This is a genomic window from Pedobacter paludisoli (assembly GCF_052344095.1).
Classification (GTDB): domain Bacteria; phylum Bacteroidota; class Bacteroidia; order Sphingobacteriales; family Sphingobacteriaceae; genus Pedobacter.
The window spans coordinates 3410933-3431886 of record NZ_CP179926.1; the positions used below are offsets into that span (position 1 = coordinate 3410933).

At 40.4% G+C, this 20954-nt stretch carries 14 protein-coding genes, 2 tRNA genes and 3 rRNA genes; 17 read left to right on the forward strand and 2 right to left on the reverse strand.

Annotated features, from left to right (window positions below; genetic code table 11):
* The first annotated feature begins 8 nt into the window (after window positions 1-8).
* From ACJVDK_RS14060 to rrf, 9 genes are all read left to right on the forward strand, one after another.
* A complete protein-coding gene (locus tag ACJVDK_RS14060) occupies window positions 9-380 on the forward strand; it encodes a response regulator (protein ID WP_443937305.1) in 372 nt (123 codons plus the stop codon).
* Complete coding sequence (locus tag ACJVDK_RS14065; protein WP_443937306.1) at window positions 380-1198, forward strand: CheR family methyltransferase; 819 nt, start codon at window positions 380-382, stop codon at window positions 1196-1198. The genes ACJVDK_RS14060 and ACJVDK_RS14065 overlap by 1 nt, the downstream gene beginning before the upstream one ends.
* Complete coding sequence (locus ACJVDK_RS14070) at window positions 1183-1764, forward strand: chemotaxis protein CheB (protein ID WP_443937307.1); 582 nt, start codon at window positions 1183-1185, stop codon at window positions 1762-1764. The genes ACJVDK_RS14065 and ACJVDK_RS14070 overlap by 16 nt, the downstream gene beginning before the upstream one ends.
* 31 nt (window positions 1765-1795) lie before the next feature.
* A complete protein-coding gene (locus ACJVDK_RS14075) occupies window positions 1796-2155 on the forward strand; it encodes a response regulator (RefSeq protein WP_443937308.1) in 360 nt (119 codons plus the stop codon).
* Window positions 2156-2909: 754 nt separating this feature from the next.
* Window positions 2910-4431, forward strand: a 16S ribosomal RNA gene (locus ACJVDK_RS14080).
* A gap of 129 nt (window positions 4432-4560) precedes the next feature.
* Window positions 4561-4635: transfer RNA gene (locus ACJVDK_RS14085), tRNA-Ile, on the forward strand.
* Window positions 4636-4705: 70 nt separating this feature from the next.
* Window positions 4706-4779 (forward strand) — tRNA-Ala (locus ACJVDK_RS14090).
* 244 nt (window positions 4780-5023) lie between these two features.
* Window positions 5024-7900, forward strand: a 23S ribosomal RNA gene (locus ACJVDK_RS14095).
* Between the two features lie 142 nt (window positions 7901-8042).
* A 5S ribosomal RNA gene (gene rrf / locus ACJVDK_RS14100) occupies window positions 8043-8154 on the forward strand.
* The 16S, 23S and 5S rRNA genes sit together here with 2 tRNA genes alongside, the layout of an rRNA operon.
* A 1027-nt stretch (window positions 8155-9181) precedes the next feature.
* On the opposite strand, the gene ACJVDK_RS14105 is transcribed toward rrf, so the two are convergent.
* Both ACJVDK_RS14105 and ACJVDK_RS14110 read right to left on the reverse strand, forming a co-directional pair.
* Window positions 9182-10972, reverse strand: coding sequence for a hypothetical protein (locus ACJVDK_RS14105; RefSeq protein ID WP_443937309.1), 1791 nt, complete (start codon window positions 10970-10972; stop codon window positions 9182-9184).
* A gap of 78 nt (window positions 10973-11050) precedes the next feature.
* Window positions 11051-12802: a hypothetical protein gene (locus ACJVDK_RS14110; protein WP_443937310.1), complete on the reverse strand. Its 1752-nt coding sequence runs from the start codon at window positions 12800-12802 to the stop codon at window positions 11051-11053.
* A gap of 183 nt (window positions 12803-12985) precedes the next feature.
* On the opposite strand from ACJVDK_RS14110, the gene miaB reads away from it, so the two are divergent.
* The 8 genes from miaB (at window position 12986) to ACJVDK_RS14150 (ending at window position 20873) form a co-directional block, all read left to right on the forward strand.
* Window positions 12986-14404 carry a tRNA (N6-isopentenyl adenosine(37)-C2)-methylthiotransferase MiaB gene (gene miaB / locus ACJVDK_RS14115; protein WP_443937311.1) on the forward strand — a complete coding sequence of 473 codons (1419 nt, stop codon included), beginning with the start codon at window positions 12986-12988 and terminating at the stop codon, window positions 14402-14404.
* A 56-nt stretch (window positions 14405-14460) separates the two neighbouring features.
* Entirely contained in the window at window positions 14461-15702 is a 1242-nt protein-coding gene (locus tag ACJVDK_RS14120) for a sigma 54-interacting transcriptional regulator (RefSeq protein ID WP_443937312.1), read from the forward strand.
* Between the two features lie 18 nt (window positions 15703-15720).
* A complete protein-coding gene (locus ACJVDK_RS14125) occupies window positions 15721-16227 on the forward strand; it encodes an LptE family protein (RefSeq protein ID WP_443937313.1) in 507 nt (168 codons plus the stop codon).
* Window positions 16228-16288: 61 nt separating this feature from the next.
* Window positions 16289-17461 (forward strand): hypothetical protein, encoded by a 1173-nt coding sequence (locus ACJVDK_RS14130; protein ID WP_443937314.1) that lies wholly within the window; start codon window positions 16289-16291, stop codon window positions 17459-17461.
* 13 nt (window positions 17462-17474) lie between these two features.
* On the forward strand, window positions 17475-17825 hold the full coding sequence (gene secG, locus ACJVDK_RS14135; protein ID WP_443937315.1) for a preprotein translocase subunit SecG: 351 nt from the start codon (window positions 17475-17477) through the stop codon (window positions 17823-17825).
* 228 nt (window positions 17826-18053) lie between these two features.
* On the forward strand, window positions 18054-18344 hold the full coding sequence (locus ACJVDK_RS14140) for a co-chaperone GroES (RefSeq protein ID WP_443937316.1): 291 nt from the start codon (window positions 18054-18056) through the stop codon (window positions 18342-18344).
* A 124-nt stretch (window positions 18345-18468) separates the two neighbouring features.
* A complete protein-coding gene (gene groL, locus ACJVDK_RS14145) occupies window positions 18469-20106 on the forward strand; it encodes a chaperonin GroEL (RefSeq protein ID WP_443937317.1) in 1638 nt (545 codons plus the stop codon).
* Between the two features lie 110 nt (window positions 20107-20216).
* Window positions 20217-20873 (forward strand): MgtC/SapB family protein, encoded by a 657-nt coding sequence (locus tag ACJVDK_RS14150; protein ID WP_443937318.1) that lies wholly within the window; start codon window positions 20217-20219, stop codon window positions 20871-20873.
* Window positions 20874-20954: the final 81 nt, after the last annotated feature.

Consider the following 20954-nt stretch of genomic DNA (forward strand, 5'->3'; position numbering starts at 1 on the left):
TTTAGTATATGCCAAACAAAACAATTCTGATTATCGATGATGATAATCGAAATATTTTTGCTCTTAAAGCTGTTTTAAAATCAAAAGGGTACGATTGCCTCTCGGCTTTGAGTGCAGCAGAGGGTTTTGCAATAATGGAAGAAAACAAAAACATCGCCTTGGTGTTAATGGATATGATGATGCCTGAAATGGACGGATATCAAGCCATTGCGGCGATGAATCAATCCAAAGAAATGCAAAACATTCCTGTTTTAGCCGTGACCGCCCAAGCAATGGTCGGCGATCGCGAAAGATGCTTAAGCGCCGGAGCATTAGGATATGTTTCAAAACCAATTAATCTCGACGATTTAATAGAACAAATACAGAAATTTACAAAATAGTGGTTAGCGAAACGATAAACAACGAACAGATAGCGCTCTTACTTAATGATGTTTTAGAAGTTTACGGATACGATTTTCTTGAATATTCATCCGCTTCTATCAAAAGGCGCATTACTCGTTTGTATTCGCTCGATAATTTTGTCAGTTTTGCCGAGTTTCGATATACCGTCCGCTCCGACAAACAATACTTTAAACGGTTTTTGGAAGAGATTACGGTAAACGTTACCGAAATGTTTCGCGACCCAACATTTTATAAAACACTGCGTAACGAGGTTTTACCAATATTAGGCACATACCCTCTTATCCGTGTTTGGATAGCAGGATGTTCAACTGGCGAGGAAGCATTTTCACTCGCCATTCTATTAAAAGAGTTAAATCTATTAAACAAATCGCTAATATATGCAACCGATATTAACCCTTCTGTTTTAGAAAAAGCTAAAAAAGGAATATTCCCACTCAATTACATCAAGCAATATTCCGAAAATTACAATCAAACAGGAGGGACAGAAGATTTTTCGAAATACTACATCGCCAATTATGCCATGGCAAAGTTCGATGAGAATTTACGTTCAAAAATGATTTTTTCTACCCACAATCTCGTGTCCGATCATTCATTTAACGAGTTTCAACTCATTTTATGCCGCAACGTACTCATCTATTTCGATAAAGAATTACAGCATAAAGTTTTCAATCTTTTTGATAATAGCCTCGAAAAATTGGGTTATATTGCATTAGGAAGCAAAGAAAGCCTCGATTTTTGGCCAAATGTAAAACAATATAAACGCATTCGAACGGAAAAAATATGGCGGAAAACCTAAACATACAAACCACTAAGGCGGTAATTATTGGCGGATCAGCCGGAAGTTTAGATGTTCTGTTAGAAATGTTTCCGCAAATTAATCCAAAAATCAATTACCCCATACTCATTGTTATTCACCGAAAACCAAGCAATGAATCGCTATTGGTCGACCTTTTACAATCAAGAACATTACTAAAGGTTAAAGAAGCCGAAGAAAAGGAAGCACTCAAGCCTGGTATCGTGTACATCGCGCCTGCCGACTATCACTTGCTTATAGAAACAGATAAAACAATCTCTTTCGATTTTTCGGAAAAAGTAAATTACTCACGTCCATCCATTGATGTAACCTTTCAATCTGCCGCCGAGGTGTATAAAACACAATTGGCCTGTTTATTACTATCTGGTTCAAATGCCGACGGAGTCGAGGGCTTAAAAGCAGTCAATCATTTTGGTGGCATGGCCCTGGTGCAAGATCCCGAAACAGCCATTATGCCTTATATGCCACAACAAGCCGTTCAAAAATTAACCCATTGCACCATTCTACCCCCTAATAAAATTGCAAACTACCTAAACAATTTCACCTAAACGGTGTTGTAAGCAATTATAACCTTAAAATATGAGCAAAAAAGTTTTTGTATTTGACGATAACACCGATATTTTAGAACTCTGTACCCTAATTTTAGAAGGAGCGGGTTACGAAATCAAAACATCCGAAAACGCAAACAACATAGAAGAGCAAGTGGCAAGCTTTATGCCCGACATTATTTTTATGGATAACTGGCTCCCCGATTTAGGAGGAATAGCTGCCACCAAAGCACTTAAAAATCACCCGAACTTAAAGCACATTCCCGTAATTTACTTCTCTGCTAATAACGATATCTCCTCACTTGCCAAACAAGCAGGTGCCGATAGCTACCTGTCAAAACCCTTCGATATAAAAGAACTCGAAGAGATTGTTCAGAAACACCTCAGCTAAAAATCAATTCTCGTTCCTTTTAAGTAAAGCAAGTTTCAGCATTTCATAGGTTCCGATAGCCCCGCTTTTTGGTACAAGCTTTTTTATAAAAACAACTCAAGTACGAAATTATCCAAAATAAAAAAGGCTTTTCCCTTCAATCGGGTTTAAAAAATCAAAACCTGCAGAAAAATAAAAAGCACCTTCAGCAGGATAAATCCCATTATTTTAAAACATACAGAGCCAGAACAGCCTATTTAAATAAATTTTTCAATCTAATAATCAAGCTATTGAGATAAATCTCGCTTTAAATGATCAAAAGCATTTGTATCGGTGCAAAATTTATCTACCTTTGCACTCCGCTTCGGAGGAAGGGGGGGTGAGTGAGAGGGGGAAGAGAAGAGGAATTGAAAGGATTTGGAATCAGCTTAGAAATAAAAAAAAAATATTTTTTTTGCGAATAAGAAAAAGATTTCTACCTTTGCACTCCCAACCGAAAGGAAGGGGTGAATGAGCGGAACGGCGGATGTCGGGAAGTTAGAAAAAAGATTTAAACTACGGAAGCGTAGCAAAAATATACAGACGAGCCGCGAGGTTATAACAGTCGAGAAGTTCTTAAAAGAGATGTCAATGTAGCGCAGTCGAGGTAAAGAAGTACGGATTCAAGTACAGAATACCAGACTGATTTTTTGGGTCAGAATACTGACAGACAAAATTAAAAAGAGACTATTTTTAACAATAGTTAAAAACTAGTCAGAATCAAATACAACATTTTACAATGGAGAGTTTGATCCTGGCTCAGGATGAACGCTAGCGGCAGGCCTAATACATGCAAGTCGAACGATATTATCCAGCTTGCTGGATATGAAAGTGGCGCACGGGTGCGTAACGCGTATGCAACCTACCTTAATCAGGGGGATAGCCCGAAGAAATTCGGATTAACACCGCATAAAATCACAGGATAGCATTATTCAATGATCAAATATTTATAGGATTAAGATGGGCATGCGTGTCATTAGCTAGTTGGCGGGGTAACGGCCCACCAAGGCGACGATGACTAGGGGATCTGAGAGGATGACCCCCCACACTGGTACTGAGACACGGACCAGACTCCTACGGGAGGCAGCAGTAAGGAATATTGGTCAATGGAGGCAACTCTGAACCAGCCATGCCGCGTGCAGGAAGACTGCCCTATGGGTTGTAAACTGCTTTTATCTAGGAATAAACCTATTTACGTGTAAATAGCTGAATGTACTAGAAGAATAAGGATCGGCTAACTCCGTGCCAGCAGCCGCGGTAATACGGAGGATCCAAGCGTTATCCGGATTTATTGGGTTTAAAGGGTGCGTAGGCGGCCTATTAAGTCAGAGGTGAAAGACGGTAGCTCAACTATCGCAGTGCCTTTGATACTGATGGGCTTGAATGAACTAGAGGTAGGCGGAATGAGACAAGTAGCGGTGAAATGCATAGATATGTCTCAGAACACCGATTGCGAAGGCAGCTTACTATGGTTTAATTGACGCTGAGGCACGAAAGCGTGGGGATCAAACAGGATTAGATACCCTGGTAGTCCACGCCCTAAACGATGAACACTCGCTGTTAGCGATACACAGTTAGCGGCTAAGCGAAAGCGTTAAGTGTTCCACCTGGGGAGTACGCTCGCAAGAGTGAAACTCAAAGGAATTGACGGGGGCCCGCACAAGCGGAGGAGCATGTGGTTTAATTCGATGATACGCGAGGAACCTTACCCGGGCTTGAAAGTTAGTGAATTATCTAGAGATAGATAAGTGAGCAATCACACGAAACTAGGTGCTGCATGGCTGTCGTCAGCTCGTGCCGTGAGGTGTTGGGTTAAGTCCCGCAACGAGCGCAACCCCTATGTTTAGTTGCCAGCATGTAAAGATGGGGACTCTAAACAGACTGCCTGTGCAAACAGAGAGGAAGGAGGGGACGACGTCAAGTCATCATGGCCCTTACGTCCGGGGCTACACACGTGCTACAATGGATGGTACAGAGGGCAGCTAGCTAGCAATAGTATGCGAATCTCATAAAGCCATTCACAGTTCGGATTGGGGTCTGCAACTCGACCCCATGAAGTTGGATTCGCTAGTAATCGCGTATCAGCAATGACGCGGTGAATACGTTCCCGGGCCTTGTACACACCGCCCGTCAAGCCATGGAAGTTGGGGGTACCTAAAGTATGTAACCGAAAGGAGCGTCCTAGGGTAAAACCGATAACTGGGGCTAAGTCGTAACAAGGTAGCCGTACCGGAAGGTGCGGCTGGAATACCTCCTTTCTGGAGCAGAGCTGACTACTCTTCTGCGCAACATGATACTCTAAATAGAAAAAAAGAAGAAACACACGAAACCCAAAAGATCAACCACGGTTAGTGGCATTAACAAGTCTTTGAGGGGGCGATACAAATAGTCCCGTAGCTCAGCCTGGTTAGAGCACTACACTGATAATGTAGGGGTCTCCAGTTCAAATCTGGACGGGACTACATAGGAAAGTGATTGTTAAAGATTAGTATAGTATACTGATTAAAAAGCAAAACGCAGTGACATCTTTTTGGGGAATTAGCTCAGCTGGCTAGAGCGCCTGCCTTGCACGCAGGAGGTCAACGGTTCGACTCCGTTATTCTCCACTAATAAGGTTTACGGCTGAAAGGTCTAAGGCTGAAGGATAAAACCTTCTACCTTACTACCCTGCACCCTAATCTTAATAAAGTTCTTTGACATATTGGAAGAAGTTAAATAAAGAAGAGCAAACAACAATAGGCGACTGTTGTGTTTGTGCTCACCCACAGGAGTAGCAATACGAATGGAGGTATGAGACATCATAACAAGAGCAAAAAAGCATACTGTACGGCGCAAAAGGCGTACAAGTAGAAGAAAGTAATAAAGAGTACACGGGGGATGCCTTGGCTCTCAGAGGCGATGAAGGACGTGATAAGCTGCGATAAGCTTCGGGTATTTGCAAATAGGAATAGATCCGAAGATTTCCGAATGGGGCAACCCGCTATGTTGAAGACATAGCACTAAATAGAGCAAACCTGCCGAACTGAAACATCTAAGTAAGCAGAGGAAGAGAAAATAACAATGATTTCCTGAGTAGTGGCGAGCGAAAGGGAAAGAGCCCAAACCTATTTTGTTACGGCAAAATGGGGGTTGTAGGACTACGATGTGGTATAACAAACAGAAGTGGAACGGGATGGGAAGCCCGGCGATACATGGTGATAGCCCAGTACACGTATAGAATGTTAGCCTAGTAGTATCCTGAGTACTGCGAGGTCGGAGACGCCTTGTGGGAATCTGCCGGCACCATCCGGTAAGGCTAAATACTCCTGAGAGACCGATAGTGAACCAGTACCGTGAGGGAAAGGTGAAAAGAACCCCGAACAGGGGAGTGAAATAGAACCTGAAACCGTGTACTTACAAGCGGTCGGAGCTGGCAAGTCCAGTGACGGCGTGCCTTTTGCATAATGAGCCTACGAGTTACTCTTCTCTGGCAAGGTTAAGTTTTTAAGGAACGGATCCGAAGCGAAAGCGAGTCTGAATAGGGCGTATAGTCAGAGGAGGTAGACGCGAAACCTTGTGATCTACCCATGGACAGGTTGAAGGTGCGGTAACACGTACTGGAGGACCGAACCGATAAACGTTGAAAAGTTTCCGGATGATCTGTGGGTAGGGGTGAAAGGCTAATCAAACTGGGAAATAGCTCGTACTCCCCGAAATGTTTTTAGGAACAGCGTGGATATAAAGTTTAATAGAGGTAGAGCTACTGATTGGGTGCGGGGGAGTCAAATCCTACCAAATCCAGACAAACTCCGAATGCTATTAAATATGATCTGCAGTGAGGCGCGGGGTGCTAAGGTCACGCGCCGAGAGGGAAAGAACCCAGACCATCAGCTAAGGTCCCCAAGTTACAGTTAAGTTGAACTAACGAGGTCCGATTGCATAGACAGCTAGGATGTTGGCTTGGAAGCAGCCATTCATTTAAAGAGTGCGTAACAGCTCACTAGTCGAGCGATCGGGCATGGATAATAAACGGGCATTAAATTGTACACCGAAGCTATGGGATTGAAATATATCGGTAGGGGAGCATTCTAGTTGCGGCGAAGGTATCTGGTAATGGGTGCTGGAGCGGCTAGAAAAGCAAATGTAGGCATAAGTAACGATAAGGCAGGCGAGAAACCTGCCCACCGAAAGGATAAGGTTTCCTGATCAACGCTAATCGGATCAGGGTTAGTCGGGACCTAAGGAGAACCCGAAGGGGAAATTCGATGGACAACTAGTTAATATTCTAGTACTATTTATAATTGCGATGTGGGGACGGAGTAGTGACACTGCCGCGAACTGACGGAATAGTTCGTTAAAGGCTGTAGGTATAGGACTGGTAGGCAAATCCGCCGGTCTTGCTGAGAGCTGATAGTACCGCGAGACTTCGGTTGAGTGGATAGCGCAGGTAATCAGACTTCCAAGAAAAACCGCTAAGCTTCAGATTATGAATACCCGTACCGCAAACCGACACAGGTATCCGGGAAGAGGATTCTAAGGTGCTCGAGTGAATCATGGCTAAGGAACTCGGCAAAATGGCCCTGTAACTTCGGGAGAAGGGGCGCTCTCGGCAACGAGAGCCGCAGTGAAAAGGCCCAGGCGACTGTTTAACAAAAACACATGGCTTTGCAAAATCGAAAGATGAAGTATAAGGCCTGACACCTGCCCGGTGCTGGAAGGTTAAGAGGGGATGTTAGTGAGCAATTGCGAAGCATTGAATCGAAGCCCCAGTAAACGGCGGCCGTAACTATAACGGTCCTAAGGTAGCGAAATTCCTTGTCGGGTAAGTTCCGACCTGCACGAATGGTGTAACGATCTGGGCGCTGTCTCAGCCATGAGCTCGGTGAAATTGTGGTCCCGGTGAAGACGCCGGGTACCCGCAACGGGACGGAAAGACCCCATGCACCTTCACTACAGTTTAACATTGACATTGGATACAGGATGTGTAGGATAGGTGGGAGGCTATGAATCGGGTTCGCTAGGATTCGAGGAGCCAACGTTGAAATACCACCCTTTCTGTATTCGGTGTCTAATCCTTCTAGTAGGGAGACATTGTTTGATGGGTAGTTTGACTGGGGTGGTCGCCTCCAAAAAGGTAACGGAGGCTTTCAAAGGTAAGCTCAATACGCTTGGTAACCGTATGAGGAGTGCAATAGCATAAGCTTGCTTGACTGTGAGACAGACAAGTCGATCAGGGTCGAAAGACGGATATAGTGATCCGGTGGTTCTGCATGGAAGGGCCATCGCTCAAAGGATAAAAGGTACGCTGGGGATAACAGGCTGATCTCCCCCAAGAGCTCATATCGACGGGGAGGTTTGGCACCTCGATGTCGGCTCGTCACATCCTGGGGCTGGAGAAGGTCCCAAGGGTTCGGCTGTTCGCCGATTAAAGTGGCACGCGAGCTGGGTTCAGAACGTCGCGAGACAGTTCGGTCCCTATCTGTTGTGGGCGTAGGAATTTTGAGTGGGGCTGACCTTAGTACGAGAGGACCGGGTTGGACTAGCCTCTAGTGAATCTGTTGTTCCGCCAGGGGCATTGCAGAGTAGCTACGCTGGGAATAGATAAGCGCTGAAAGCATCTAAGTGCGAAACTAGCCACGAGATGAGAATTCCATATAGGACCGTAGCAGACTACTACGTTGATAGGCTACAGATGTAAAGCTGGTGACAGCACAGTCGAGTAGTACTAATCATCCGAAGCTTTCAAAAGCAACATACTGTTGTTTGTTCTTCAAACTAACTTCTTTCAATACTATGTCATTTGTAGTGGTTATTTGGTTATTAGTTTATTAGTTGTTTGGGACACTAAACAAGGAAACAACCAACCAACGAACCGACACAAAAAAGGTATTTAGGTGCCTATATCGGTGGTGTCCACCTCTTCCCATTCCGAACAGAGAAGTTAAGCCCACCAGAGCCAATGGTACTGCGGTAACACGTGGGAGAGTAGGTCGGTGCCAAATCTTAAAGATACCCTTTAGCGAAAGCTGAAGGGTATTCTTGTTTATAAGCATTTCTAATCGAAACTTAACACACGTTGCTGAAGGCTGAGGAAGGAATCTTCTCTTTTCATAAATGTTAAACCTTTTGGTAACCATTGACTTTTACCCTTCCTCTTTCTCTTGCTTGCCTCTTGCCGGTAGGGCATTTACTTTTGTGGGCCAAAAGTAACCAAAAGCCTTTGTCGATCCGGTTAGGCAGCTTTGGGCGCACACCCTTGTCGCAAAACAAGAACAAGATCGCTTGGTTTTGTGGCGATTTGTTTTGTAACCAATATTAATTATTGCCACAAAACTGAATAGAACAATGCTCGGTAGTGCACATTCGAATGTTGCTGCAACTGTTTTTGTTTTTTCGCGCTGCTTGGGGTGCATCCCGAGCATTCGGGACCGACGGGCTTTCTTCGGTTAATACCTGCAATTTTGAACGTTTGTTTTACTAGCATATCGCTCAAAATTTTGCTGTCATGCCGACGAAGGAAGCATCTCTAAGTAGGAAGCAGTTAGCTTGACTAAACGTACAACGTGTTCCGATTATTCGGAAAAGTATCTCTTATAAACCTGAGTTCGACAATTTTCCACCTGTCTTACTCTTAGTTAATATATTGATTTTCAATATAATGTAGTTGGATAATACCCTTATTTCGAGAAGATTTTTTCCTAAGTAGTAGGAGTTCGAAAATTGTATTTTTACTAATTAGTATGCATTTGAGTTGTTGTCATCCCCTGCCCCCTTCAAAGGCGGACACCGACAAAACGCCTAGGATGTGTACGTTTTCAGTTTGGACGCTGGCTATTTATCCCTTTTGAAGGGGGCAGGGGGGATGATTTTTTAGTACATTCTCGAAAGGCAATTTCATAGACAGTCGAAAATTTTATTGTAACTAATAATCGAGTTCAGGTTGATAAAGAATACTTTTAGCTTTGTAACTAGCATTCGTTTTAGTGATTCTTCACGTCGGACTTTCGGACCCCTGACTTGCGGACTATTTTACCGTTTTTGCTCCGTTATTTGCCTTTTCAGTTGCCTGCTTTTTCTACTTTGTTGAATAGATTTAAATAGGTTGATTTTTTGCTGCATCTCCTGCGTTTTTTCTTCCGTTATGCCAACACTGTATTTTATTCCGGTAAATAGACTTCTCCAAATCAAATTAAAAAAGGAGGTATTGGGCAGTCGCTTATAGCTCACATATTCACTTTTTAGCTTTTCGTTATAGGCTGGATTTTGTGATTTTATCATGAGCGCATTCGCCAGAAATGACAATAACCCTCTTTTCACTAAATGGTCTTTTGTAGGATCGTTTTTTAAGAGGCTTACGGCTAAGTCTAAATAGTCAAATCGCACACTTCCCTTGGCTTCTAAATCGGTTGCGCTAAAGTTAAATTTTAAGGAGTTTACTTCTCCGTGGTTAATTCTGACCATTCCAAGGGGTACGGTTACACGGTTAAGTACTCTTGCGTTAAAGCTTCCCAGTTCTCCATCGAAATTAAAGGCTCCGTTTGGCGCTTGTAGATCGAACTTGAAGTTGACATTTAGTTTACCCTGCCCCATTAAATAGGTGCTTAAGTTGGCTTCGCAAATCGGGTTTAAAGCTTTAATTTTAGGAAGGTTGGTAACATTAAAGATTTGTCCGGAGGTTTTTAAAAATGTTATTTTTCCTGTTTGCTCACTATCTTTATCGTAAACGGCATAAGAGATATCTACATCCTTGATGTTAATTTTTTGAAGGATAATACCGCTATTGAGTTTTTGGAGTAGTTGATTAGGGTAACGGCCAATTTTGTTTTCCTCTGTTTTGTTCAGGAGTTTATCGTTGCTGAAAACTTCAATTTTTCCGGTTGATATATCGAGCGCTGTTGCCCACAATTCTTGCTTACTGATATAATGCGCAAGGTCTACATTATGGATGTCGAGGTTGCTCAGATTAATGCTGTAGCGGTCTTTGTTGTAACCCGCTACCTGTCCAAATTTCATTTCCTCGTATAATGGGTTTACGCGAAAGGTTTTTACGTTTAATTTACCGCTTTTAGCATTAAATTTAAGTTCGTTTAGGTCAATGGTGTATAGTTTGTCGGGGGTAGGGTAACTGTAGTTTTTTAAATTTACATCAATATCTTTTAGGAGGTAAAATCTAGTCGGGTCTTCGGCAGAGGTTGAATCGATGAGTAAATCTTTTAGGTGGATGTTTAAATCGTCTATGGTAAATACCTCAGGCTTTGTTACGTTTTTATTTATATACTTAAAGCTGATATCTTTAAAACTGATAAGTTGAATATTAAAAGCCGTTAGATTTTTTGAAATATACTGATAGGGGGATTTTATTGGTCGCATGGGGCGATCTTCATTAAAATCTAAGTGCTTGTTCACCATGGTGATGCTTGGCTTATCAAAAAGTAGTTCGTTAATACTTAATTTACCATCCAAATAAAGCGTTAGGGGATGGAAATGTTTTATACTTATCTTTTTTAACTTAACCGTGTAAAGGTTATTCGGGGCTCTTTTTAGTTGGATAAGTTGATGATAGCGCAAGGTGTCGGGTTTTATTTCGACATTTTTTAAGTTTGCACTGCCGGTGAGGAGATTGAAATCTACAGAACTAAAATTAATTGTGTACAGGCTGTCCGTTGATTTATAAAGTAAACTTTTAATACGTTGATTAAGTATGGGGCGGGTTTTAACGTTTAAATACCATGCACTTAGCAAAAGTACTGCAACTATGAAGGAAAGAATGGATAATGTTTTAATTAAATGGGAATATTTCTTGTTTTTCGTTTTGAGCATAGAATAAAGCGGAAATATGAATAGCAATATACGATTTCTATTCATGTTTGTCGAACGATTAAAAGCTTGAAGTTCGGATTAGTCTTTTTGTTGTTGCTTTTTTATCTTTTTTGCAACTTCTTTTTGTTGTTTTACAGGGTCTTTTTCAGGGATTGCCTCTAAACCAACAATTTCTTTTATTCCTACGAAAACAGTTTTCCATAGCAGATTAAAAAAAGAGGCCGATGGAATACGTTGCGTTTGCATGTTCGCGGTTCTGGTAGGTTTATTCTCTTTAGGATTTTCATCGATGATGAGGAGTTTATTGGCTAGGAATGATAAAAGACCTTTTTTCTCGGTTCCTTTTCCATCAATGTTATCGCTAAGGAGATTTACTTTTAAATTGGAATATAACATGTTTAATTTGCCCCTTGCACCAAAGCGATTTCCGCTAGCATTAAAATCGATATGATGGATTCGTCCCCCTTCAATTTCTACTAATCCCAAGGCTCTTGATAAGGGATTTAATTGCGTGAGGTTGAAGTTGTTCATTTTTCCGTTATAAGAAAAAGCACCATTTATATCGATTAAGTTAAAGTTGATATTTAGCTCCAAAGAAGCGGTTCCCATTAGCGCGGTACTTAGGTATGCTTTGGCATATCGGTTTTGCACGAGTTTGGTGGAGTCGTTGGTTACGTTTAAAATAGTGCCTCTGAGCGATTCAAATTGAACTTCGCCTATTTTTTTACTGGCAGGATTGTACTCAGAGTAGCTTACATCAATTTGGCGTAGGATAACGCTATCGACAATGGTGGGGATCGGTAGGCGTCTTAAAGCCACGTGAGGAAAATTTCTTGCTTTGTCTAAATTTGCTGGTGCAGGCGATTCACGGCTCATGAAAACATCTACTTTTGCGGGGCCAATACGAATTGCCTTTACTTTTAGCTTTTGGTCGGCACTAAGCTCCACATAATCAACCCCGCTGAGGGCTATTTTTTGAAAGTGAAAATCGTATCGATCCTTTTGAACGGAATATTTACGGGCAAACGCTAATTTAGCGTAGTGCGGACTTAATTTTAAACCCGAAAGCTGCAAGGTATGTTGGGTAATGTTTCCTCGGATAGTATCCACCGTTAAGGTGTACATTTTATCTTTTGTGGGGGCACGGTATCCTACAATCTTAAAAGCGATGTCTTTTGTGTAATAAAATCGAGTGGTGTCGGTTTCTGATAGCGAATCGAGCAAGAAATTTTGGATATTAATATTCACATGGCGTACCGACTTTTTAACGGGGTTAGCGGTTTTTTTGTTGATATAATGAATGTGCGCATCGCTAATTTTAACCTGATTTACGCCAATGGATTGAAATGTTTTGGATATTCGCTGATAAAGACTTTGGTTGTTTTGTGTAGAATCTGGCTTTTGGTTAACATTGTGTGCAATCAGTTGAATAGTAGGTTCTTGTAGGAGTATCGTTTTTATGTTGAGTTGTTTTTTAAAATAAGCCTTTAATACCTGCAAGCCCGAAATTTCAAGCTTTTTAAGTTGAAGGTCGATGGTGTTCGTTGGGGCTAAACCTGTTTTATTCAAACGGGAATAAACAGCTGTATCGGGAATGAGGCGTACATCTGTCAACACTAAAGTGCCGGTGAGCAGGTTGGTGCTAAGATTTTTAAACTGGATAGTATATAGGTGATTGCTGCCGGTATTAACCGCGGTTTCAATTTTTTCACGAAGAATGGGTTTAAATCGATTACTTAAAACGATAGCGCAGATACCTATTAGCAGAATAATCCCTCCGAAAATAGCAGACAACCAAATAACGAGCGACTTTCTTTTTTGTATGTTCATCTGAAACATAACAAACCTGAAGGTAAAAAGGTTTGTCTTACACAACAAGCACACGCGTTGTTCGTGTGGTAAATAGCCAAACAGCGTAGAATCTTTACGCATAATTTACATGAATCAACCTGTCAAATTGTCATTTTTAATTTATTTGTGTATTTTTGCAATCCAAAAAATCTTTTTTTACTAATGATTGATTTACAAATTCAGGACAAGACGCACGATGAAACAAGGCAAGGTGAGGCGTTAATTTTAGATACGCCAGCCAAGGTTGATGCTCGTAAATTATATATTGAGAGTTATGGTTGCGCCATGAATTTTGCAGATAGCGAAGTGGTAGCATCTATTCTTTCTGAAACGGGTTTTGAAACTACTGGTGATTACCATGAAGCGGATGTTATTTTTATCAATACGTGTTCGATTCGTGAAAACGCAGAAACCCGTGTAAGAAACCGTTTGTCGCAATTTGGGGTCGAAAAACGCCGCAATCCAAAATTAATTGTGGGTGTTTTAGGCTGTATGGCTGAACGCTTAAAATCAAAATTTTTAGAAGAAGAGCGCTTGGTTGATGTTGTAGTAGGACCGGATGCATATCGTGATTTACCGAACTTAATTGAGCAGGTTGAAAGCGGACATAAGGCCGTAAACGTGTTATTATCTCGTGAAGAAACCTACGCTGACATTAGTCCGGTTCGTTTAAATAGCAACGGTATTACCGCTTTTATATCGATTACACGTGGATGTAACAACATGTGCTCGTTTTGCGTAGTGCCATTTACTCGTGGCCGCGAACGCAGCCGCGACGCGCACTCAATTATTGAAGAAGCAAAAGGTTTATACGAAAGTGGATACCGTGAAGTAACACTTTTAGGTCAAAACGTAGATTCGTATATCTGGACTTCAGAAGATGGCGCAGAAAGCGTGAATTTTGCTCAGTTGTTAGAAATGACTGCTTTGGTAAGCCCTGAGTTAAGAGTTCGATTTTCGACCTCACACCCGAAAGATATTACCGACGAGGTTTTATATACAATTGCCAAATACGATAACATTTGTAATTACATTCATTTACCTGTTCAATCGGGAAATACACGCGTTTTAGAATTAATGAACCGTACGTATACCCGTGAGTGGTACATGAATAGAATCGATGCAATCCGTCGTATTATTCCAAATTGTGCAATTTCAACGGATATTATTGCCGGATTTTGTACAGAAACAGAAGAAGAGCATCAAGAAACCTTAAGCATGATGGATTATGTGCAATATGATTTTGCCTATAATTTTACCTATTCTGAGCGTCCTGGGACATTGGCTGCAAGAAAATTAGAAGACGATATTCCAGAGGATGTTAAAAAACGTCGTTTAGCAGAAATTTTAGCCAAACAACAAGCACATTCGTTAATGCGTTTGCAAGATTGGGTGGGCAAAACAATTCATGTTTTAATTGAAGGAACTTCTAAAAAATCGGATAAAGATTATTGTGGTCGTGGTGACAGTGGTGCTATGGTTGTTTTTCCAATCGTAGAAGGCATAAAACCAGGTCAGTATGCAGATGTATACATCGAAAAATGTACTTCTGCAACCTTGATTGGAACAGTAGTGAAATAAGTATTGCTTAAAGAACCTAGGGCAATTCACTTACACCTCAATACTTAAACTTAAAAATGGATACACAAAATATTAAACAACGTTTCGGTATTATTGGCAATTCGCCTTTATTAAATCGTGCGATAGATATTGCAAGCCAAGTAGCTCCAACCGATATTTCGGTTTTAATTACGGGTGAAAGTGGAAGTGGTAAAGAGGTTTTCTCTCAAATTATTCATCAAATGAGTGCCCGTAAACACGGTACTTTTATCGCGGTAAACTGCGGCGCAATTCCAGAGGGAACCATCGATTCAGAATTGTTTGGTCACGAAAAAGGGTCGTTTACAGGTGCGCACGAAGCAAGAAAAGGATATTTTGAAGTCGCGAATGGCGGGACCATTTTTTTAGATGAGGTTGCGGAGTTACCAATGGGGACCCAAGCACGCTTGCTCCGTATTTTAGAAAGTGGTGAGTACCTTCGTGTAGGTTCTTCAAAAGTGCAGAAAACCGATGTACGAATTATTGCCGCTACGAACGTAGACGTTTATGAACGCGTTAAAAACGGAAAATTCCGCGAGGATTTATATTACCGATTAAATACCGTGCCTTTGCGGATTCCTTCGTTAAAAGAGCGCAAAGAAGATATCTATTTGCTTTTTAGAAAGTTTGCAGTCGATTTTAGCGATAAATATCGTTCACCTGCATTGCATCTGGAGCCAGAAGCCATTCAAATTTTAACCAATTACAGTTGGCCGGGTAACGTTCGTCAGCTAAAAAATATTGCAGAACAAATCAGTGTGTTGGAGAAGGAACGCAATGTGTCTGCTCAAGCTATTTTAAACTATATTCCGAATGAAGCCGGCAATAATTTGCCAATGGCGATTAATTCCGCATCAAAAGAGGATTTTACAGAAAGAGATATTTTGTATAAGGTGCTTTTTGATATGAAAAAGGATATGGTGGAGCTTAAAAAATTGGTTGCCGAGATTATTCAACACGGAGGCAATACCGCAACCGTTTTGGCTGATAATCCGCAATACATTAATCAACTTTACCGCGATGTAGAATTGCCAGTGGGGCAAGACCATGGATTCACAATTCAGCATGCAACACCGGTTAATAACCCTTCAGCAGGGAATGATTTTAATTTTGCACACGATGCTGAGGAAGTTGAAGAATCATTATCGTTGGTTGATAAAGAATCCGATTTAATTAAAAAAGCCCTTAAAAAGCATAAAGGCAAGCGTAAATTCGCAGCACAGGAGCTAGGCATATCGGAAAGAACCCTGTACCGAAAAATTAAAGAACTTGATCTGTAAAACTTTCCGTTAAAAAATATGAAGTTAAAAGTAGTTGCGTTTATCTGTATCACTTTCTTATGTGCTTGTTCCTATAAATTTAGCGGCGCTTCCACCGATGGATTAAAAACGGTAGCAGTTCGTGTATTCGAAAATAATGCACCCTTGGTAGTTCCAACATTGAGCAATCAAGTAACAGAATCGCTAAAAAATAGAATTCGTACCCAAACCCGTTTAATCATTGCACAAGGTGAAGCAGATGCGGTTTTTGATGGACGTATTACCGGTTATGAAATTAAACCAGTAGCCCTACAGGCCGGCTCTACACCAACGTCTGGCGCAAATAGATTGACGATTACGGTTTCTGTAAAATACACCAACAATGTGAAAGGTCAAGAAAAGAGTAGTTTTGAGCAATCGTTTAGTCGGTATTATGATTTTCCGTTAAACGGTGCAAATATACAGTCGTTGTTACCGGCAGCGATTGAAAACATCAATAAGCAGTTATCGGAAGATATGTTTAATGCTGCCTTTGCTCAATGGTAATAGGATATTATAATTCAAAAAAAACCGCTACATTTTTTAACTTAGTGCCAAAACCTTGATAATGGATAACAAAAAGCTTCTGACAGAATTACTAGAACAACCTGGAAAAGTTAGGTCAGAGCACATTGCTATGTTGCAAGAAATGGTGCAACAATATCCGTATGCTCAACCCATTCATATGCTTTTGGCGAAAGCTGATGCAGCATTTGTTGCGAAAGCAGCCTTGTATTCGAATGGTTCTGCGTTGTACAAGGTTTTACAAAGCAGCTTGATTGAGGAAGAATCAACCGCGGAGGAGGTTTTAGAAAAAACAACGGATGATAGAGCTGTAGTAGCCGAAACCCACTGGGATGAGCAAGAAGTATTTGAAGAAGTTGGGGAGCTAAGCGAGGGGTTTGTTTACGAACCAAAACAAGAAGTTGAAGCAGAAATTTTACAGCCCGAAACAGTTGAGGAAAATACGGATGAACAAGATGAGCAAGAGGTTTTTGAAGAAATCTCTGAATTAAATTCAACTTTTGTTGAAGATGCCAATCAAGTTGAAACAGCCGAAGATTTACCTGAAGAAGAAGCAATAGAAGTAAACAATACTGCTGAAGAAGAGTTGTTTATCGAAAGTGTAGCATCTTCAGATTTTTTTGTTTTCGAAGAAAAAACCGGAGGGCCGCAGGCTGAGCTTGCTCCGGAAATTGAAACAGTTATCCCGGATGATCCGGAGAAAAACTTTGTTTCGAAATACAATGACGATAAACTACCTTATAGCTTTTTGTGGTGGTTAGACAAAACCCGGAAAGAGCACGAGCAAGTTTTTCAGCCCTATGCACAACCTGCTCCTGTAGCTGCTAAGCAAGAATTGGTAGCAAAAACAGAGTTTCAGCAACAGTATGTGGAACATATTTTTCACATTCAAACACCTTTTGAGGTAGCAGATCATTTGGCTGAATATCCGGAAGGAAAGATAAAAGATGCAAAAGGTGCTGAAATTATAGAGCGCTTTTTAAAAGAAGACCCAACAATTAAACCGCCTAAAGCGGAATTAATCGATAATGAAAATAAAGCCAAACGGAGTTCGGAAGATAACTACGACCTTGTTTCGGAAACTTTAGCCAAAATTTACATCGAGCAAATGCTTTATCACAAGGCGATAGATACTTATAAAAAATTAAGTTTGAAATTTCCAGAAAAAAGTGCTTACTTTGCCGACCTTATCCAATCTATAGAAAAGAAATTTTAAAATATAAATTACCATGGTAACTTTTTTAGTCATTTTATTAATTGTTGTGTGTGTAGCTTTAGGCTTGTTTGTATTGATACAAAACCCTAAAGGAGGTGGTTTAGCTACGGGCGGAAGCGGAAGCAACATGTTTGGGGTGCAACGTACGGGCGATGTTTTAGAAAAAGGATCGTGGGTATTATTAACTGCAATTGTTGTGTTAACGTTGGTAATTACAACAGTAGCTAAAACCAATACAGGTGCTGCAGTAGGAAATACAGCCATTCAAGAGCGTTTACAAAAAACAGCCTCACCATCACCAATTGGCGGCGCGTTAAATGCACCAGCGGCTCCTGCAAGCAAGCCAGCAGAACAAAAGAAATAAGAAATAAATACACTGTATTTTTAGAAGCTTTCCTCAAAAGGGAAAGCTTTTTTGTTTAGCAACTATCGAGTCTTCTGCCAAGCTGGCACTTCTGTTTTGGCTATGATTCAGTAAATGTTTAAAAATGGCACGTTGAATGTAAATTTGTCTTTTAAACGTACTTGGCATAAAAAGTGTTATGTAGTGTATAGTTTAAACTTAAAATCAATAAAAAAATAATAAAAAGTTATGGCTTTAAACCTTAAACCAATTGCTGGTACATCGAACAGAGTAATTGTTGAGCCGGCAGCGGCAGAAGAAAAAACCGCATCGGGCTTGTATATTCCAGATACGGCGAAAGAAAAACCATCTAAAGGTACTGTAGTGGCGGTTTCAGATGAAGATTCAGAAGGTAAAAAACCAACGGTAAAAGTTGGCGATGTAGTTTTGTATGGTAAATATGGCGGTACAGAGTTTCCTTTTAACGGACAAGACTATTTAATCATGCGTGAAACGGATATTTACGCTGTAGAAGGATAGTAAATCGTGACGATGCCTGATTTCAATCTAGATTCAGGCAAATAAACAAAAGAACAATATAAAAATCAGACGAGTAAACAGTAAGTTATCCTGATTACTCAAAGTCAAAATTTTAGAAAAAAAGATGTCAAAACAAGTAAAATATAATGTAGAAGCACGTGACGCGCTTAAGCGCGGTGTTGATACTTTAGCAAATGCAGTAAAAGTAACTTTAGGCCCTAAAGGTCGTAACGTAATCATCGATAAAAAATTCGGTTCACCAGCTATCACAAAAGATGGTGTTTCGGTAGCAAAAGAAATCGAATTGAAAGATGCTGTTGAGAACATGGGTGCTCAAATGGTAAAAGAAGTAGCGTCTAAAACTGCTGATATTGCGGGTGACGGTACTACTACTGCTACGGTTTTAGCGCAAGCAATTATTACTACAGGTATTAAAAATGTGGCTGCAGGTGCAAATCCGATGGATTTAAAACGCGGTATTGATAAAGCGGTTGCTGCTGTGGTAGAGAACTTAAAAGCTCAATCGCAAACGGTTGGCGAAGACAATAATAAAATTAAACAAGTTGCTTCTATTTCAGCGAATAACGACGAAGTTATCGGTTCGTTAATTGCAGAAGCAATGGGTAAAGTTGGTAAAGATGGTGTAATCACTGTTGAAGAGGCAAAAGGTACTGAAACTGAAGTAAAAACAGTTGAAGGTATGCAATTCGACAGAGGTTATTTATCTCCATACTTTGTGACCAATGCAGATAAAATGGAAGCAGAATTAGATAATCCTTACATTTTAATCTACGATAAAAAAATCAGCAACATGAAAGAATTGTTGCCAGTATTGGAAAAGACGGTTCAAACAGGAAAACCTTTAGTTATTATTTCTGAAGATTTAGATGGTGAAGCATTGGCTACTTTAGTGGTAAACAAAATTCGTGGTTCATTGAAAGTTGTAGCGGTTAAAGCTCCAGGTTTCGGTGATAGAAGAAAAGCTATGTTGGAAGATATCGCTATCTTAACTGGCGGTATTGTGGTATCAGAAGAAAGAGGTTACAAATTAGAAAATGCTGATTTAACTTATTTAGGTTCTGCTGAGAAAGTTGTAGTTGATAAAGACAATACAACTGTAATTAACGGTTCAGGAAATACAGAAGATATCAAATCACGTGTAAGCCAAATTAAAGCTCAAATTGAAACGACTACTTCAGATTATGATAAAGAAAAATTGCAAGAGCGTTTAGCTAAATTAGCAGGTGGTGTTGCTGTTCTTTACGTAGGTGCTGCAAGTGAAGTTGAAATGAAAGAGAAAAAAGACCGTGTTGACGATGCTTTACATGCTACTCGCGCAGCAGTTGAAGAAGGTATTGTTGCTGGTGGTGGTGTTGCTTTCATTCGTGCAGTTGCATCAATCGCAGATTTAAAAGGTGAAAACGAAGACGAGAATACAGGTATTCAAATCATTCGTCGTGCAATTGAAGAGCCTTTACGTCAAATTTGCGAAAATGCAGGTATTGAAGGATCTATTGTTGTTCAAAAAGTGAAAGAAGGTACAGCAGATTTCGGTTACAATGCACGTACTGGTAACTACGAAAACTTAATTGGTGCAGGTGTTATCGATCCTACCAAAGTATCGCGTGTAGCTTTAGAAAACGCAGCATCAATTGCAGCCATGTTATTAACTACAGAAGTTGTTTTAGCTGACGAGCCTGAAGAAGGTGGTTCAGCTGCTATGCCTCCAATGGGTGGCGGCGGTATGGGCGGAATGATGTAATCAATCAGCCTTGCTAAAATAAGCAAATATAGAACCCCAAAGCAGAAATGTTTTGGGGTTTCTTTTTTTTAGTGAATGCGCGTATATTCAAATTTTTGTACCTTAACAACATGAATGCATTTTTAGAGGAAACCCATTTATTAACGCAAAGCGAGATTAATAAATTTCTGTTAGCCACTTTATTATGTGGAATTATCGGTGCAGAGCGCGAATACAGAAGTAAATCTGCAGGTCTCAAAACCATGATTATGATTGGGCTTGGAGCCACTTTATTCACCATTCTTTCTGTTAAAATAGGTTTTAATAGCCAGGATAGAATTGCCTCAAATATTGTAACGGGAATAGGTTTTTTAGGCGCAGGTGTTATTTTTAAAGAAGAAAATAAAGTAAAAGGATTAACAACGGCATGTATTATCTGGATTGTTGCCGCCATCGGAATGGCGGTGGGTTCAGGCTATTTTCAACAAGCAATTGGTGTTACTGGGGTGGTCATGTTTGCTCTTCTGATTTTTCCGTTTATTGAACAATTTGCTGATCGCCGCTTTACGAAAAGAAGCTATCGAATTGTTAAAAAGTATAATGAAGGCAGAATTGATAGTTATGAAAGCCTGTTTAAAGAATATCATTTAAAGCCTCAGAAAGAAAAGCAAAATTTAGCCAACGGAATTATCGTGAGCAACTGGACCGCCGTTGGAAAACCTAAAAATCATCAGAAATTTGTAGATGATATTTTAAATGACCATGATTTAATTGAGTTTGATTTTTAATGCCATGTTCCAAAAACTTATTATAGATTTGTCTAACTAACGTATTCATATATCTTTAATCGACATCATATATGTCCAAAG

Bases quoted from the DNA above. Each gene is read 5' to 3' on its own strand.
- ACJVDK_RS14060 (WP_443937305.1), top strand. From the start codon at position 9: ATGCCAAACAAAACAATTCTGATTATCGATGATGATAATCGAAATATT.
- ACJVDK_RS14070 (WP_443937307.1), top strand. From the start codon at position 1,183: ATGGCGGAAAACCTAAACATACAAACCACTAAGGCGGTAATTATTGGC.
- ACJVDK_RS14075 (WP_443937308.1), top strand. From the start codon at position 1,796: ATGAGCAAAAAAGTTTTTGTATTTGACGATAACACCGATATTTTAGAA.
- ACJVDK_RS14105 (WP_443937309.1), bottom strand. From the start codon at position 10,972: ATGCTCAAAACGAAAAACAAGAAATATTCCCATTTAATTAAAACATTA.
- ACJVDK_RS14110 (WP_443937310.1), bottom strand. From the start codon at position 12,802: ATGAACATACAAAAAAGAAAGTCGCTCGTTATTTGGTTGTCTGCTATT.
- miaB (WP_443937311.1), top strand. From the start codon at position 12,986: ATGATTGATTTACAAATTCAGGACAAGACGCACGATGAAACAAGGCAA.
- ACJVDK_RS14120 (WP_443937312.1), top strand. From the start codon at position 14,461: ATGGATACACAAAATATTAAACAACGTTTCGGTATTATTGGCAATTCG.
- ACJVDK_RS14125 (WP_443937313.1), top strand. From the start codon at position 15,721: ATGAAGTTAAAAGTAGTTGCGTTTATCTGTATCACTTTCTTATGTGCT.
- ACJVDK_RS14130 (WP_443937314.1), top strand. From the start codon at position 16,289: ATGGATAACAAAAAGCTTCTGACAGAATTACTAGAACAACCTGGAAAA.
- secG (WP_443937315.1), top strand. From the start codon at position 17,475: ATGGTAACTTTTTTAGTCATTTTATTAATTGTTGTGTGTGTAGCTTTA.
- ACJVDK_RS14140 (WP_443937316.1), top strand. From the start codon at position 18,054: ATGGCTTTAAACCTTAAACCAATTGCTGGTACATCGAACAGAGTAATT.
- groL (WP_443937317.1), top strand. From the start codon at position 18,469: ATGTCAAAACAAGTAAAATATAATGTAGAAGCACGTGACGCGCTTAAG.
- ACJVDK_RS14150 (WP_443937318.1), top strand. From the start codon at position 20,217: ATGAATGCATTTTTAGAGGAAACCCATTTATTAACGCAAAGCGAGATT.